This window comes from Exiguobacterium sp. EA-TM-5, from assembly GCF_053878415.1.
In genome coordinates this window covers 2,913,490-2,928,180 of sequence record NZ_CM132670.1, presented here as the reverse complement: position 1 = coordinate 2,928,180, position 14,691 = coordinate 2,913,490, and the positions used below count along the sequence as shown (strand labels likewise).

Genomic DNA, 14,691 nt, shown 5'->3' with positions numbered 1-14,691 from the left:
TTTACTATAATTGAAGCAATGTGCCTGAAAGACCAATTCAAGGTCGGAAATCAGGAAATATGGTTAGAGGTGGAACTAGAATGAATAAAATCGCGGTAATCGGAAAAGTATTCGTCGACATAAAAGGAACTTCGTTCGCTCCCTTGCACAAGGATGCGAAAAACGTAGGAGACATCACGTTTTCGAATGGAGGAACAGGACGCAACGTAGCACAAAACCTAGCCGTCCTCGGGAATGAAGTTCGCTTTATCTCGACGGTTACGAATGACCAGATTGGCGTAGGAGTGCTCGATGAGCTGAAATCTTACGGTGCGAATGTGGATCATGTCGAAATGTTAGAAGATCATGGAATGGGTATGTGGCTAGCTGTTATGGACAACGAAGGTGACTTGCAAACATCGATCTCGAAACAACCGGATGCCAAGTTGCTCGAAGAAGCGATTTTACGTCAATCGATCTATGCACTTGATGGAGTCGATGCCGTAGCGATCGATCTTGATTTGTCTGTTACTGTGCTCGAACGTTTGATTCATTTATGCCGCAAAATGGAGTTACCATTGTTTGGTGTTTGTGGTCACTTGAGCGTCATTGAACGAAATCGTCATCTGCTACAAGGATTCACTGGATTTATTTGTAGTCGAGAAGAAGCAGAAATTCTGTCTGATCTATCGATCGTGACAGTGGAAGATGCGATTCATGTAGCAAACGAATTAGCGAAAAAAGGAGCGCCATTCACGGTCGTGACAATGAGCGAACTCGGTGCGGTCTATGTCGATCGTCGTACGGCGACATCCGGTCACGTCGGAACGAAAAAAGTAAAGGTCGTCGATTCGACTGGAGCAGGCGATTCTTTCTTCTCCGCTGTCTTGTCTGAACTGACACAAGAAAAAACTGCAGAAGAAGCATTGAAGCTTGGCATGAAAGTCGCAGCAGAAGTCATCGCTTCGACAGAGAACGGGCTCGTTCCTGAAATGCTGGATGCTATTCAATAAGTAGAATTTGAAAAGGGGGTGGCGTCATGCCGATTCAACGAAGTGCGATCATTTTACGAAACGAACAGGATGAAATTGCGTTAATTCGTCGGGATAAACCGAACGAAACGTATTATGTCTTTCCAGGCGGTGGAAAAGATGACGGAGAATCGCTAGAAGAGACAGCGATTCGCGAAGCACATGAAGAACTTGGTGTCGACGTGGAGTTGACCGGTATAGCTGCTATCGTCCGATTTAATGGATTCGATAACCCTTATTTTTGGGCAAAAACAATAGGTGGTCGTTTTGGGACGGGAACAGGTGAAGAATTCGAAGAGGAAGGATCGGGTTATACGCCAGTTTGGATCAAACGTTCAGCGTTACCTTCGTTGCCGATTCGTCCGCCGTCACTCGCCAAACAGTTGGCAGAAATGACAGAACCGTTCTATGAATTAATTCTTTCTGAGAACGAATGAGGTTTTAGTTGAAATAAAATGGGAAAAGTATATTAAAACAATGAGGTGGTCTTTGACTGCCTCTTTTTCATGAAGGAGAGATGACGATGGCGCATTCACGCGATCCAAAAGGGCTTGCCCTTAACTTAAAGCAGCGAATGTCCGATCATAACATCACGGATTATGCAGGGACGCTCGCTTATTACTGGTTTTTATCCATTTTCCCAGGTATCATTTTCGTCATTTCCGTCTTATCTTTCTTTGATATTGATCGGCAGACGCTCGAGTCGCAAATTCGAGATCTAGCGCCAGGCGGAGCCGTCAACACGTTTACGGATACGATTTTCCAAGCCATTAAGGAACCACAAGGTGGTCTGTTATCAATCGGTGCGATTCTTGCCGTCTGGTCGGCTTCAAAAGGGGTCGATCGTTTGATTACGACGGCGAACCATGCGTATGGCGACTTCTCACCCCGTGGTTTTGTCGCAGCACGAGGAATCGCCTTATTACTCACGATCGTACTTGGAATCGGGATGTTGTTGCTGATCGTCTTGAATGTCCTCGGTGGTCCGATTATTACTTACCTTGCGAATTTCGTCCTCCCGATCGATATGGGACAAAAAATCTTACTGACCGTCTTACGGTACGTCGTGTCGACGATTCTATTGATTGGTATTTTGTCAATTTTCTACCGCGTTGCACCAAAGCGTCCGATTACGTTTAAAGAAGCGATCCCAGGAGCTGTTTTCGGTGTCATCGTCTGGCAATTGTTATCGGTTGGATTTGGTTTCTACGTCTCGAACTTCTCCAATTACAATCAAACGTATGGTTCGCTCGGTAGTGTCGTCATCTTGTTGCTATGGCTCTATTTCACAGGTTTGATCATTTTACTCGGTTCTGAATTGAACGCCTCGTGGGAACGGTTCATGAAAAAAGCAGATCCGAAAAAGATGGAAGAGAAACGCTTGAAGGAACAAGCAGAACTCGATTCGATTCCAACGAATACATTCGGATGAAGGTACAAAAAAGCCTGACTGCCATGTGGCGGTCAGGCTTTTTTGATGATTAAGCAGCTAATTGCTTTTCAGAAGGACGTGGTGTAAGACGTGGTAAAGCGTCCTGTTGGAGAAGACGTAAACCATTCAAGATGACAAGAATCGTCGATCCTTCGTGTCCGACGACAGCGAACGGCATGATCAAGAACTGTGACAAGTTAGATGCGATCAATAGAAGAATGACACCGATCGCCAGCGTGATGTTTTGTTTGACGATTCGGTTCATCTTCCGTGCTTTATGCACAGCATAGGCAAGGCGACCTAAATCATTTTTCATCAAGACGACGTCAGCCGTTTCAAGCGCAGCGTCTGTTCCTTCGCCCATGGCGATTCCGACATGCGCCAGTGCAAGTGCTGGAGCATCGTTAATGCCATCACCGACCATCGCAACGGTCCGACCTTCTGTTTGATATTGCTTGATATACCGGACTTTATCCTCCGGTAGACATTCAGCGACGAAATCCGTTAATCCTGCTTCGCGCGAAATAGCAGCTGCCGTCACCGGATTATCACCTGTCAACATGATTGTTGCGATTCCGAGATCATTTAAAGCAGCAATCGCTGTTTTGGCTTCAGGACGAATCGTGTCACGTAGCGCATAAAGTGCTACGATTTGCGATCCATTACTGACATAAACGATTGTATGTCCCTGTTCTTTAAGCGATTGTTCAATCGCGACGAATGGATCGTCTAAACCATCGTGGAATGCCCGTTTACCAATGCGATACGTGACACTATCGACGGTTGCCTCAATTCCGTATCCTGTTACATCTTTGAACATTGACGGCTCACGAACATCGGCTTTTAAGTGGTCAACGATCGCTTGTGCGAGCGGATGATTCGACTGTGCTTCAATAGAAGCGACGGCTTGTTGAACAGCTTGAACATCCAAGCCTTCGGCGTAACGACTTTCTGTAACGACTGGTTTACCTGTCGTCAGCGTACCCGTTTTGTCGAAGACGATCGTGTCGACTTGTCCGAGTGTTTCAATGTGTGCGCCTCCTTTAAAAAGAACACCATTTTTCGCAGATGCGGCAATTGCAGACAAGGCAGCAGGTGTAATCGACGCCACAAGCGCACAAGGGGAGGCGACGACGAGTAAAATCATCGCGCGGTAAATACTTGTCTCGAACGTCCAACCGACGATGTAATGAGGAAGGACCATCATGAGTGCGACGACAAGCAATACGATTTTGACATAACGGCTTTCAAACCGTTCGATAAACTGAGCAGATGGGGATTGCTCGCTTTGTGCATTTTGAACCATATGAATGATTTTTTGGAACAATGATTCATCTGCAGCTTTCGTCATCTCAATCGTTAAGACACCGTTCATGTTGACAGTCGAATTATAGACAGTATCACCGGTCTGTTTTTCAACGGGGATTGATTCGCCAGTAATCGACGCTTCTTCAATCGCCGCTTGACCACGAATGATGACACCATCAACCGGAATTCGTTCACCCGGACGAACATAGACGAGGTTACCGATCGCTAATTGTTCGATTCCAACGACTTCGAGTTGTCCGTTTGCGTTCAGGCGTGTTGCTTCTTCTGGCTGTAAAGACATCAAACTTTGTAGAGCGCGTTCGTTTTTATTCATCGTATATGTTTCAAGGGCACCGGATAATGCGAAGATGAAGATAAGAATTGCACCTTCCATCCAGTATCCGATAGCAGCAGCACCGATCGCTGCTAAAATCATCAGCAGTTCAACATTCAACGTCTTTTCTTGATACGTCTCCGTCAAGCCTTCCTTTGCTTTCGCATATCCTCCGATCACATATGCAGATAAGTACAATGTGACATAAATGGCAGACGCCGCATTGAATTTTTCAAGTCCGTAAGCAACTAAAATCAATATTCCGCTAAACAATGCTAGAATCAATTCGTGATGCTCATCCCAAGCATGACGGAATACGGAACGCTGTTGAACATCGGTAGTAGTGGAAGTCGTCATATTAAAACTCCTTTCAAAATGTAAATGAGAAATGAAATCATTATAGAAAGAGAATGAGAATGTGATATATCAATGCGTTTAACTGATTGATAATGAGTTTCATTGTCTCTAGATTATAATTATTATTATCTGTAGAATTACTATACCATGCTTCAGTGAAAAGGAACAGGAAAGGAACCAGAAAGATGCAAAAAATTTTAACCCATCGGATTGGACTCGTCGTCTTTGCGTTACTGACGACTTTTTTGTGGGGAAGTGCGTTTCCCTTCATTAAGAAAAGTTATGAATTATTACAAATCACGTCTTCCGAATACGGAGAGCAACTACTGTTTGCGAGCTATCGTTTCTTTTTAGCAGGTGTGTTGTTACTTGTCGTCAGTGTCTCCGTCTTCAAACAGACAATTACGCTAAAGGAGCGGACCTATGCCTATAGCCGACTCGGCTTCTTTTTGACCTTCTTGCAGTACGTCTTCTTTTATATCGGTTTATCTTTATCAACCGGCGTACAAGGATCAATCATTGCCGGATCGACTTCGTTCTTTCAGATGTTATTGGCTCATTTCCGGTACGAGGACGATCGACTGAATCGATTTAAAGGACTCGCCTTGTTCCTTGGATTTACAGGCGTCATCTTGGCGAACTGGCCGCAAGGTGGACAAGGTGTCTCGTTTGGAGTAGGGGAAGGATTGTTGATTGCGGCAATGGTTTCCGGAGCATTCGGTAATTTGATCGCAAAAGAATACTCGGCACGTTATCCGGTTGCGCCGATGACAGGATGGGCGATGGTCATTGGGTCAATCGGTCTCTTCATTGCGGGTGTCATACTTGATGGTCACGTCGCGCCGTTCAGCTTTTCAACGACTAGTGCTTGGATGCTCGTGTATCTCGCCTTTTTATCGGCGACTGGATTTACACTATGGAATTTACTGATGAAATATAATCCTGTCAGTAAGGTGTCGTTATTTATGTTCTTCGTACCGATCTATGGAGTCAGTTTATCTGCCTTGATTCTTGGCGAGGCGATTCCGCCGCAAGCGTTGTTAGGTCTCTTGTTCGTTGTGGGTGGTATTTTAGTTTCCACGTACTTGCCTGTCTGGTTTCAAAAGCGAGGTTGACGAAGATTCAGAATCGTGCAAAAATAGTTTCAATTAAAGTAACTCCCAATCGTTCGTTGCTCAAGCCGACCCGTTCGGCTTTTTTCTGTACGGTCATCTAAAGACCGATTCGGCCTTGTCTGAAAGGCTAGTGCGACTATTAAACGAAAGGAGATGAAAACGGATGGAACGGAATGAGATCGTTCGAAAGATCATTGCCACTCGTCGTCCACGTGATGAGTTTGCCCGGTTCGTCGTGACGTGCGTCAGTCAGCAATTGAAGGAAACCCATGGAGATGTGGATGTAGAGATCATTGAGGCGGAGAGAGGTTACGATTCAGTGTGGTCAATCAACGGTCGAGAGGTCGTCGTATTGCTCGAGACAGAAGAGTTAAAGCGCGCAAAGGAACAACCGTATGCAATCGACGATAAGCTCTGGCGGAGTTTTCGGCAAGAAGGAATCGTGAAATAAAAAAAGGATCTTGCGCATCAGTGGCGCAAGATCCTTTTTTAGATTCGAGGTGTCTCGTGACGTTTTGCATATCGTAAGAGAAAGGCAAGTGTCGCAAGGACAAGAACGAATAAACTAAAATATAGCGTAGCTGGAAGCTGCACGAACAGACTGCCGGCAATCGGTCCGAGAATCGAACCGAGACTAAAGGCGATTCCGGCAAGTAAATTACCGGTTGGTAGGAGATGACGTGGTAATTGTTCCGTCATATAGGCGACGCCAAGCGAATACGTTGAGCCGAGAGCCATCCCACTAATTGCAAAGATTGCGAACAGCCAACCATATTGCTCGAAGGCGAAGCAGGCAATGAGAAAAGCAACGGATCCAATCGAGAGTACCGTCACTAACGTCCGACGTTTCCCGAAGTGATCTGCGAGCCGTCCAAGTGGTAGTTGCATAATCAATGAGCTAACGACAAACGTCGTGATCAAAGTACTTGTTTCTGATAACCCATACCCATTACGCGTCGCAAACACAGGGAAACTGGCATTCAGTGTGGCTTCAAGAAAACCGTATGTAAAGCCAGGTAGTAGCGTGAACCAAGCAGTCGCTAAGACAAGTCGATAGCGGGAGGCAGCGCTTTGTAATTCCTCCGGCATGACGGTCGATGGCTTTTCATTCGGCATACGTGATAACAAAATCAGAACGATGACAGTCAAAGTTCCTGTTAACACGAAAGGCAACCAGTCAATGATATCAACGAGTGGCGCAGCAAGAGGTCCGAGGGCAAAACCAAGACCAAATGCCATACCGTACAATGACATCGTTCTTCCCAATCGTTCGTTCGGTGTAATGGACGTGACCCAAACTTGTGATCCGTAGTGTAACGTTTGATCACCGAATCCAACGAGAAAGCGTAGAATCATCCAAGCAATGATGCTCGGAAGGAGCGGGAATAAAAATACAGCGACAGCAACTAGAGCAAGACCGAATGAAATGACTGGAATATAGCCGCGTCGTCGCAGTGGTCCTTCCATTAAAGGAGCAGCGACGATGACACCAATATAAAGAACGGCAGCGCTAAGACCGTTAATGAAGGCTGGTGTTCCTTGACGTTCAAGTAAAATGGATAACAGTGGAATCAACAGACCTTGCGTGAATCCGGAAATGAAGACAATCGATAAGATAAGTGCAAAACGACGTGACACAAGTAACGACGACCTTTCTTTTTCTTTTTAGCATAACACGCCCCGGACTCTGAAAAGGGAGACCGGGGCGTGCTTCATTTATTTTCTTGTTCGAACCGTGTTGGACGCGGCATATGCAGAAGATGTTCGTCCCAGTCCGTTTGATCGAATACTTCATCATGTTCGATGCTATGTGAAGCGCGAATACCAACCATCATGACGAACAAGACCATGCTGAACGTACCGATGATTGCAACAATACCTACGAGCCATTCCATCCCGGTCACCCCTTTTAGAAAAACAGATTGTGTCTACTTTGTGACATTTTTCCCGGGAAAGAATTGTTCAAAACCTCTTTTTTAGATTTAAAGCCGACTCGATTGTTTTGTGAAATTAATCTGAGGGTAATATGCATTCTTCACAAGGGCGTTTGGTCCGAGGCATTGCACTGCAGGACAGTGACACGACAAGCTTTTATTCAGTTCCGTTTCTTGCCACTCGGCATACGCATCATTGAAGGATGTCTCATGAATCGTACCGAGCGAAGCAAGTTCATCACCGAAATCCGTTACGATGATCTCGCCATCAAAGATGTTGACGTTGAGCCGAGAGCGACCATCAGGGTCATTGCGGACAGATACGTTTTTCTCTTGACGCAATCGTCGATGAAGTTCTAAATCCGCCTCTTCCATCGAGCAAGCATAGAAGGGGAGTGTTCCAAATAACATCCAGACGTTCGGATCCCGAACATCGAGCAAACGATGAATCCCATCGCGGATTTCGGGCAAGCTAGCCGCTTCGATCATCGACGCGAAGTCAGCGGGGTACATCGGATGCACTTCGTGACGAACACAACCCATATCGACGATTTCCTTATGAATCGCTTCAAGATGTGGTAAGGTCCGTTTATTGATCATCGTCTCAGCAGAAACGATGACACCTCGTGCATTCAGGATACGGGCATTCTCTTTCATCGTCTCAAATAGCTTCGTCCGTGCTTCGCGTGACGGTTTTCGTTCCATCATCGCAAAGCCACCATCGATGAAATCATCGGCTGTTCCCCAGTTATGTGAGATGTGCAAGACATCTAAATAAGGAATGATTAATTCATAGCGAGATAACGGAAGTGTTAAATTTGAGTTGATTTGGGTTTTAGCGCCACGTTCGTGGGCATACTTAAGTAAAGGGACCACATATTCCTTGACGGACTTCATTGAGAGCATCGGTTCTCCACCTGTGATGGAAAACGCACGCAGATGTTCGATTTCATCCAGGCGTTGAATGAGTAGTTCGACTGGAATTTCAGGTGATTCGCTACTGGATAACATGTAACCGACGGCGCAATGTTCGCAGCGCATGTTACACAGTTTTGTTGTCGTGACTTCAATGTTCGTCAAACGGACCGTGCCGTATTGTTCAATGTCACGATAAGCTTCCCACGGATCATTCGCGATCGTAATGGGTGATGAATGTGGCATATTTACTCCTCCTTTTTAGTGCTCCACCTCGTATCGTATGCTAAAATAACGTCGGAATCCAGCGGAAGAAAGGAAGTCTGAATAATGGGAAAAGCAAGAACTGATAAACTTGGTCAAATGAATGTGCTAAAATCAAGAATGCAGCTTCTCTGTCATACAATCGATTCACTCGATGAATCATCAGATATCGAAGATTTGGAACGACTGATCGTATCACTGGATCAATTGAAGGCGAAGGTCGTTCGATATGCGAAGGATATGAAAGAACAAGAAGAAACGAAAAAAGCGGTAGATTGAGACCGCTTTTTCATTTGCGTAAAGAGGAAGGATGAAATCAATGGCAACAAAAATCAAATTACAGACGGGTGAGGTCCGTTCGGTCACTTGTCTACGAATGGGAATCAACGGTGAAGGGATCGCAACGCTTGAGCGACAGATCGTCTTTATCCCAGGGTTACTTGTAGGGGAGACGGCACAAATCGAGATCACAGAAATCCATGCGAACTATGCGAATGCAAAAATCTTAAAGCGTGACGATCGTTCACCAGACCGTGTGACACCACTTTGCCCAGTCTATAGTGTCTGTGGTGGCTGTCAATTACAGCATATGAGTTACGATGGACAATTACGTTATAAGGAAGAGATGCTTCGCAATGCCTTCTTGAAATCAACGAAGTTGAATGTTGAGAAGGCTGATATCCGTCCGACGATTGGCTCGAAGGAGTGGGGATACCGCAACAAGTCACAATTCGTCGTCGGGAAACAAAACAATGAAATCGTCAGTGGTCTCTATTCTGCGAATTCCAATCGTCTTGTCGCAATCGACGATTGTGTCGTCCAAAATAAGGATACGCTTCGCGTCAACCAAGCTGTCACGAAATTACTCAATAACTATAAAGTGCCCGTTTACCATGCATCAAAACAAGACGGTGTCATGCGACATATCGTCGTTCGGACAGGAATCAAAACAGGCGAAATTCAAGTTGTGCTCGTTGCCTTTAAAGATGGCTTCCGTGATCTAGAAGGGCTGTCCCGCGATATCATGGATATTCCAGGTGTCGTCTCGGTCGCACTGAACATCAATGACAAGTTGACGTCACGTGTCTTCGGAGAAGAGACGGAAGTGTTGCGTGGTGTGGAACGGATCGAAGAAGAGATGGGCGAGTTCACGTATCAATTGTCGCCACGCGCTTTCTTCCAGTTGAACCCAGAACAGGCAGAACGAATGTATGAAGAGATTGCCCGTGCTGCTGCTTTAACAGGCGAAGAACGTGTCGTTGATGCATACGCAGGTGTCGGTTCAATCGGACTCTGGATTGCTAAGGGTGCGAAAGAAGTCCGCGGGATGGAAATCATTGAAGAAGCAGTTGAAGATGCGAACGCGCACATGAAGCAATATGGCTTTGATCATGCGCATTATGTCGTCGGTAAGGCAGAAGCATGGATTCCACGTTGGGTGAAGGAAGGCTGGATTCCAGATGTCTTCATCGTCGATCCACCCCGTTCAGGTTGCGATACGCAGTTATTGAACGCAATGATTTCGTCTAAGGCGAAAAAAATCATCTATGTCTCGTGTAACCCGCAGACGCTTGCACGTGATTGCGATCACTTAATGAAAGCGGGATATAAGGTATCGTACATTCAACCGTATGATATGTTCCCACAAACGGCACACGTCGAAGCGATCGTCGTGCTCGAAAAGAAGAAAAAGAAAAAGTTCTAAGTATGAAACAAGCCCGTATGCACACTCGTTAAGAGGAGTGCATACGGGCTTTTTTTCTGCGACTGATCACTTACGTTTGTGAAACATAATCGAACGTGGCGTCACATTCGGAAAAACGTTCTTTCAATTGAGTGACGCGGTCAGCTGGGAGTGGACCGCGTTCAATCAGCTGCTGGTTCACAGCGAGGTGTTCTGGTCGAGACGTTCCGATGATGGCCGTCGTAATGCCTGGTTCAAAAATTGTAAAACGAAGTGCGGTCTCAAGCCAGCTTGATTCTTCGAGTGGATAAGCGAGTTGTTGCGCCCGTTCCCAGTAGGGTTCAACATATTGTCCGACCGGACGATCCGTAAAGCGCCACGGTGCATTACCGATTGGACGTTTGGCGATGACCCCGTGATTCAAAAGTGTAGGCAAGACTTGATCGACGCGTTGGTCGAACAGATTGAAGGATGTCTGAAAACTATCGAAGCGTTTCGTTTCGATGGCATACTGCAAATCTTCCCGATCACCAGAATAAGCGATGACCCGGACTTTCCCAGCTTGTTTTGCTCGTTCCAGCGCCTCGATGACGTCACTTTGAGCAAGAATCTCTCGGCTGCAGGAATGTAAGTGTACGATATCAAGATAATCCGTTTGCATCGTCCGTAAGGCTTGATCGATGCCGCCACTGACCGCTTCAAAGGTCCAATCCTGTGCACCCGCTACATCATAGCCGACCTTCGTCGAGAGAATGATGTCGTGACGACGATTCTTTAGGAATTGCCCAACACGTTGCTCGGATAAGCCATAGCCGCGTGCTGTATCGATCAGATTAATACCAAGATCCCGTGCTTGTTCCAGTAAATAGACGGCTTCGCGATCCGTCATCTGTTCTGCACCAATATGACCGGCTCCAAAACCAAGCGGAGAAACAAGTAAATCGGATGTTCCAAAACGTCTTAACTCCATGAACGACAATTCCTTTCAGCTAGCTTGTAATTAAATCGATGATATTCGTTTTTGATATACGCGATAGATCAAATAACTGACGAATGCGATGCTTGCAATCGACCATTGCATCATCGTCGAGGATTGCATGAATTGATGGACGGCGAGTACTTCGAGTAACATAGCTGGAATTTTTCCGAGCGTACTTGCAGATAGGAAAAGCAAGATGGAAACACGACTAGCCGCACTAACGATATTGACAATGCCAGACGGGACGAATGGTAATAGTCGCAATAAGATGATCGTCAAAAAGGCTTCGCGTCCTTGTTGTGCTTGTAGCTTTTGCTGCAGGCGAGCGAATCGATCCGGAAGTGGACGACGAAGGGCATATCGTAATCCTTTCCGGTAGAGCAGGAAGGCACACCCTGCACCGAAGACCTCACCGATGAACGAGAGCAGTGTGCCGTACCATAGTCCGAAGTAGACGAGGTTCGCAGCGGTGACGAACGTACTCGGTAAAACACCAAGAACGCTGACGACGATACCAATTAACAAACTAACGATCGGTGCAAACGAACCGAAGAGTTCAAAAGTCTGTACGACATGCTGTTCCATCATTCGAAACCATCCTCTTCATCCGGAAGAAGCGGTAACTCGATGTGGACGGTTGTGCCTTGTCCGAGAATGGAGTTGAACCGAATCGTCCCATCATGCCGATCAATGATGTGTTTTGTGATCGCAAGACCAAGACCAGTTCCGCCATCTTTGCGCGTCCGTGATTTATCGACACGGTAAAAGCGTTTCGTCAGTCGATCGAGATGTTCTTCCGGAATGCCTTCTCCTTCGTCTCGAATTAGACAATGCGTCCGGTCACCGATCGTTTCAGTCGACAAGAAAATCTGTTTGCCGGGTGGTGTGTACCGCAATGCATTATCGAGTAAATTACCAAAGACTTGCTCGAGACGGTCCGTATCGCCTAAGACGATTTGATCCGGGTCGAGATTCATGACGAATGTGACCCCTTTTGATTGAGCGATCGGTTCCATCCGGTAGATCACATCTTCAAGTACTTGACTGAAGACGAGTGGTTGTTTCGACATCGGGTAAGAATCGCGCTCGAGTTGAGCGAGATCGAGTAAGTCATTGACGAGACGTTGCAAACGTTCGGTTTCCCGTTCGATGATTTGATAGTACTGAGCACGTTTTTCTTCCTCGAGTGAATCGTCCTGCATCATCTCCGTATAACCACGGATATAAGAGAGTGGTGTACGGAGTTCGTGACTAACGTTTGCGAGGAACTCTTTACGTTGCTCATCGACCTCACCGAGTGATTCTGCCATCTTGTTCAACGTCTCTGCTAGTTCACCGATTTCATCATCTGACTGAATTGGAATCCGGTAATCAAAGTCACCTTGCGCATAGACGGTTGAGGCGCGCTTCATATCGATTAACGGGCGAATGATCGTATCAATGATCTGGCGTCCAAAGATGACAAGATTCAAGACGATCAGTCCGATCATAAAGAAGATCATCAGCCGGAGTGGACGGAACGGTTCACTGATTTGACCGAGTTCCAAATACAAGATCAGCGTACCGACGAGTCGATTGTTTTCAATGATTGGAAATCCGGTCATTAAAATGTCTGTTCCTTCAATCGGATGGGTCCGACTCGAGACAACAGTTTCCCCGTTTCGCAGTTGTTCAATATCTGCATTCGTCAAAAAACGAAGTCCGGCTGGATTTTTCTTCAGAAAATCAATGAAGAAGACTTTTGATTCTGTTAACTCATTCGTATAAGTCATTCCATCATAAAAAGCACCGGATAATCCTTCAGATTCATAGATGTTGATCAGCTTTTCGCCTCGGTTTAATAAGATATCTTCCTGCGTCTGAAGATAGAACCGGTCGTAGAGATAAAACGTCAACAGGACGAACAAAATGGCAGAAAAAACGCTTGTGAACCAAATCGTGATCCAAATCCGACGCCGGATCGTATAGCGCTTAATCATACTTCCTCGAATTTATAACCGATGCCCCAGACTGTTTGAATCGAGCCACCAGCTTCCCCGAGCTTTAAGCGAAGTGTTTTGATATGTGTATCGACTGTCCGCAAGTTACCGATATAATCTGCACCCCAGATTTGATCGAGTAACTGTTCGCGAGAAAAGACCTTATCATTGTTTTGGGCGAACAAATGCAACAAATCAAATTCCTTACGTGTCAGACTGACCGGTTTACCGTTAACGTGGACACTCCGACTTTCGGTATCAAGTTCGAGCATACCAAGCGTCAAAGTAGCCGATTGATCGACCGTGAATCGATGAGAACGACGAAGTGTCGCTTCGATCCGAGCGAGCAGCTCTCGTGGGCTGAATGGTTTTGTAATATAGTCGTCAGCTCCGATTTTTAGACCGTGGATCCGGTCGAGTTCGTCCGAACGTGCCGTCAGCATGATGATCGGAACGTTTGAGAATTCACGAATCCGCATACAGGCTGTCAAACCATCCATTTCCGGCATCATGACATCGAGTAGGACGAGGTGGAATGTATTTTGTTGAATGAGATGGATTGCTTCTTGTCCATTAGAAGCTGTCATCGTCGTGTAATGTTCTTTTTCGAGATTCGAGACGAGAAGGTCACGCATTTGTGCTTCATCATCTACTACGAGAATGTTAAACGATTCTGGCATAAGTCTTCGCTCCATTTCCTGTAGAAGAAAGAGTTTCTTCCATAAAGATAAGTTTTCTTATTTATCATACCATTTCAAACTTTAGAAACGCATGCGTGGACGCAAAAAAGCACGAGAGACAAGGCTCTCATGCTTCGAGTTGTTGGTGATCATATAGTGTTTCGAGCTCCCGACCATGAATGTACATGTGGAAACTAGACTTTGAGACTTCATACAGCGTGAATTGTGTCTCACCGGCATTCAATTGTTCAAGGAGCGCTGGGCGCAACTCATCAGCACAGAACGCGTATGGCAATTTTTCAGCTGCTTTTTGTGAACGGATGTTACTTTTGCGAATTTTCATGAAGACACTCTCGTATTCGAGCTCGAAGAACAGCTCAGAGAAGAAGGCTTCTTTCGCTAAATGATTGTATCCTTTACCATGATACGGTTTACCTAACCATGTACCGAGAAACCCATATTGTCCTTCGATATCGAGTAAACTAATCGTACCAATCGGTTGATCGAACTCATCTAGGATGGTACGTGATACGATTTCACCACGTTCTTCCTCTTCGATTGCCTGCTTTGTAGTAAACAGAAATTCATCAAAGTACCGTGTTTTTTGGCGGACGTACGGATATACGTCTTGATGCTGCATCAGTTCGAACAAATCAGCGCAGTCGCTCAGCTCCCGTTGCTTGAGCATACTTCCATTCCT

At 45.9% G+C, this 14,691-nt stretch carries 15 protein-coding genes and 1 pseudogene; 7 read left to right on the top strand and 9 right to left on the bottom strand.

The window, feature by feature from the left end:
- Positions 1-80: 80 nt before the first annotated feature.
- The 3 genes from ACV3PA_RS15395 (at position 81) to ACV3PA_RS15385 (ending at position 2,442) form a co-directional block, all read left to right on the top strand.
- Positions 81-992 (top strand): guanosine-inosine kinase, encoded by a 912-nt coding sequence (locus ACV3PA_RS15395; protein WP_053452200.1) that lies wholly within the window; start codon positions 81-83, stop codon positions 990-992.
- Positions 993-1,018: 26 nt separating this feature from the next.
- Positions 1,019-1,447 (top strand): NUDIX hydrolase, encoded by a 429-nt coding sequence (locus tag ACV3PA_RS15390; protein ID WP_456125171.1) that lies wholly within the window; start codon positions 1,019-1,021, stop codon positions 1,445-1,447.
- Positions 1,448-1,533: 86 nt separating this feature from the next.
- Positions 1,534-2,442, top strand: a complete 909-nt coding sequence (locus ACV3PA_RS15385; protein WP_053452198.1) for a YihY/virulence factor BrkB family protein — start codon at positions 1,534-1,536, stop codon at positions 2,440-2,442.
- 49 nt (positions 2,443-2,491) lie between these two features.
- Here ACV3PA_RS15385 and ACV3PA_RS15380 read toward each other — a convergent pair whose 3' ends face one another.
- On the bottom strand, positions 2,492-4,441 hold the full coding sequence (locus tag ACV3PA_RS15380; protein ID WP_456125170.1) for a heavy metal translocating P-type ATPase: 1,950 nt from the start codon (positions 4,439-4,441) through the stop codon (positions 2,492-2,494).
- Positions 4,442-4,626: 185 nt separating this feature from the next.
- Here ACV3PA_RS15380 and ACV3PA_RS15375 point away from each other — a divergent pair, with 185 nt between their 5' ends.
- Both ACV3PA_RS15375 and ACV3PA_RS15370 read left to right on the top strand, forming a co-directional pair.
- Positions 4,627-5,556 (top strand): DMT family transporter, encoded by a 930-nt coding sequence (locus ACV3PA_RS15375; RefSeq protein ID WP_456125169.1) that lies wholly within the window; start codon positions 4,627-4,629, stop codon positions 5,554-5,556.
- Positions 5,557-5,719: 163 nt separating this feature from the next.
- Positions 5,720-6,007 carry a hypothetical protein gene (locus ACV3PA_RS15370; RefSeq protein WP_023467290.1) on the top strand — a complete coding sequence of 96 codons (288 nt, stop codon included), beginning with the start codon at positions 5,720-5,722 and terminating at the stop codon, positions 6,005-6,007.
- Positions 6,008-6,045: 38 nt separating this feature from the next.
- Here the strand turns inward: ACV3PA_RS15370 and ACV3PA_RS15365 are convergent.
- From ACV3PA_RS15365 to yfkAB, 3 genes and pseudogenes are all read right to left on the bottom strand, one after another.
- Positions 6,046-7,197: pseudogene (locus ACV3PA_RS15365) on the bottom strand (MFS transporter); the annotation flags it as partial.
- A gap of 71 nt (positions 7,198-7,268) precedes the next feature.
- Entirely contained in the window at positions 7,269-7,451 is a 183-nt protein-coding gene (locus ACV3PA_RS15360) for a hypothetical protein (protein ID WP_023467292.1), read from the bottom strand.
- A gap of 87 nt (positions 7,452-7,538) precedes the next feature.
- Positions 7,539-8,651 (bottom strand): radical SAM/CxCxxxxC motif protein YfkAB, encoded by a 1,113-nt coding sequence (yfkAB, locus tag ACV3PA_RS15355; RefSeq protein WP_456125168.1) that lies wholly within the window; start codon positions 8,649-8,651, stop codon positions 7,539-7,541.
- A gap of 84 nt (positions 8,652-8,735) precedes the next feature.
- Here yfkAB and ACV3PA_RS15350 point away from each other — a divergent pair, with 84 nt between their 5' ends.
- Positions 8,736-8,948, top strand: coding sequence for an SE1561 family protein (locus ACV3PA_RS15350; RefSeq protein ID WP_023467294.1), 213 nt, complete (start codon positions 8,736-8,738; stop codon positions 8,946-8,948).
- 40 nt (positions 8,949-8,988) lie between these two features.
- Positions 8,989-10,374 (top strand): 23S rRNA (uracil(1939)-C(5))-methyltransferase RlmD, encoded by a 1,386-nt coding sequence (rlmD, locus tag ACV3PA_RS15345; RefSeq protein ID WP_456125167.1) that lies wholly within the window; start codon positions 8,989-8,991, stop codon positions 10,372-10,374.
- 70 nt (positions 10,375-10,444) lie between these two features.
- Here rlmD and ACV3PA_RS15340 read toward each other — a convergent pair whose 3' ends face one another.
- The 5 genes from ACV3PA_RS15340 to ACV3PA_RS15320 all read right to left on the bottom strand — a co-directional run bounded on the left by ACV3PA_RS15340 (position 10,445) and on the right by ACV3PA_RS15320 (position 14,679).
- Positions 10,445-11,323: an aldo/keto reductase gene (locus tag ACV3PA_RS15340; protein ID WP_053452192.1), complete on the bottom strand. Its 879-nt coding sequence runs from the start codon at positions 11,321-11,323 to the stop codon at positions 10,445-10,447.
- Positions 11,324-11,353: 30 nt separating this feature from the next.
- The gene (locus ACV3PA_RS15335; RefSeq protein WP_456125166.1) at positions 11,354-11,920 is read right to left on the bottom strand and encodes a TVP38/TMEM64 family protein; all 567 of its coding nucleotides are present in this window, start codon (positions 11,918-11,920) and stop codon (positions 11,354-11,356) included.
- The gene (locus ACV3PA_RS15330; RefSeq protein WP_053452190.1) at positions 11,917-13,311 is read right to left on the bottom strand and encodes a sensor histidine kinase; all 1,395 of its coding nucleotides are present in this window, start codon (positions 13,309-13,311) and stop codon (positions 11,917-11,919) included. Before ACV3PA_RS15330 ends, ACV3PA_RS15335 begins: the two co-directional genes overlap by 4 nt.
- A complete protein-coding gene (locus ACV3PA_RS15325) occupies positions 13,308-13,991 on the bottom strand; it encodes a response regulator transcription factor (RefSeq protein ID WP_023467299.1) in 684 nt (227 codons plus the stop codon). Before ACV3PA_RS15325 ends, ACV3PA_RS15330 begins: the two co-directional genes overlap by 4 nt.
- Positions 13,992-14,118: 127 nt before the next feature.
- Positions 14,119-14,679 (bottom strand): GNAT family N-acetyltransferase, encoded by a 561-nt coding sequence (locus ACV3PA_RS15320; protein WP_053452189.1) that lies wholly within the window; start codon positions 14,677-14,679, stop codon positions 14,119-14,121.
- Between the last annotated feature and the right edge of the window lie 12 nt (positions 14,680-14,691).

What these genes read in the sequence shown, in the direction of transcription:
- ACV3PA_RS15395 (WP_053452200.1), top strand. Translation starts at nt 81, where the DNA reads ATGAATAAAATCGCGGTAATCGGAAAAGTATTCGTCGACATAAAAGGA.
- ACV3PA_RS15390 (WP_456125171.1), top strand. Translation starts at nt 1,019, where the DNA reads ATGCCGATTCAACGAAGTGCGATCATTTTACGAAACGAACAGGATGAA.
- ACV3PA_RS15385 (WP_053452198.1), top strand. Translation starts at nt 1,534, where the DNA reads ATGGCGCATTCACGCGATCCAAAAGGGCTTGCCCTTAACTTAAAGCAG.
- ACV3PA_RS15380 (WP_456125170.1), bottom strand. Translation starts at nt 4,441, where the DNA reads ATGACGACTTCCACTACTACCGATGTTCAACAGCGTTCCGTATTCCGT.
- ACV3PA_RS15375 (WP_456125169.1), top strand. Translation starts at nt 4,627, where the DNA reads ATGCAAAAAATTTTAACCCATCGGATTGGACTCGTCGTCTTTGCGTTA.
- ACV3PA_RS15370 (WP_023467290.1), top strand. Translation starts at nt 5,720, where the DNA reads ATGGAACGGAATGAGATCGTTCGAAAGATCATTGCCACTCGTCGTCCA.
- ACV3PA_RS15360 (WP_023467292.1), bottom strand. Translation starts at nt 7,451, where the DNA reads ATGGAATGGCTCGTAGGTATTGTTGCAATCATCGGTACGTTCAGCATG.
- yfkAB (WP_456125168.1), bottom strand. Translation starts at nt 8,651, where the DNA reads ATGCCACATTCATCACCCATTACGATCGCGAATGATCCGTGGGAAGCT.
- ACV3PA_RS15350 (WP_023467294.1), top strand. Translation starts at nt 8,736, where the DNA reads ATGGGAAAAGCAAGAACTGATAAACTTGGTCAAATGAATGTGCTAAAA.
- rlmD (WP_456125167.1), top strand. Translation starts at nt 8,989, where the DNA reads ATGGCAACAAAAATCAAATTACAGACGGGTGAGGTCCGTTCGGTCACT.
- ACV3PA_RS15340 (WP_053452192.1), bottom strand. Translation starts at nt 11,323, where the DNA reads ATGGAGTTAAGACGTTTTGGAACATCCGATTTACTTGTTTCTCCGCTT.
- ACV3PA_RS15335 (WP_456125166.1), bottom strand. Translation starts at nt 11,920, where the DNA reads ATGATGGAACAGCATGTCGTACAGACTTTTGAACTCTTCGGTTCGTTT.
- ACV3PA_RS15330 (WP_053452190.1), bottom strand. Translation starts at nt 13,311, where the DNA reads ATGATTAAGCGCTATACGATCCGGCGTCGGATTTGGATCACGATTTGG.
- ACV3PA_RS15325 (WP_023467299.1), bottom strand. Translation starts at nt 13,991, where the DNA reads ATGCCAGAATCGTTTAACATTCTCGTAGTAGATGATGAAGCACAAATG.
- ACV3PA_RS15320 (WP_053452189.1), bottom strand. Translation starts at nt 14,679, where the DNA reads ATGCTCAAGCAACGGGAGCTGAGCGACTGCGCTGATTTGTTCGAACTG.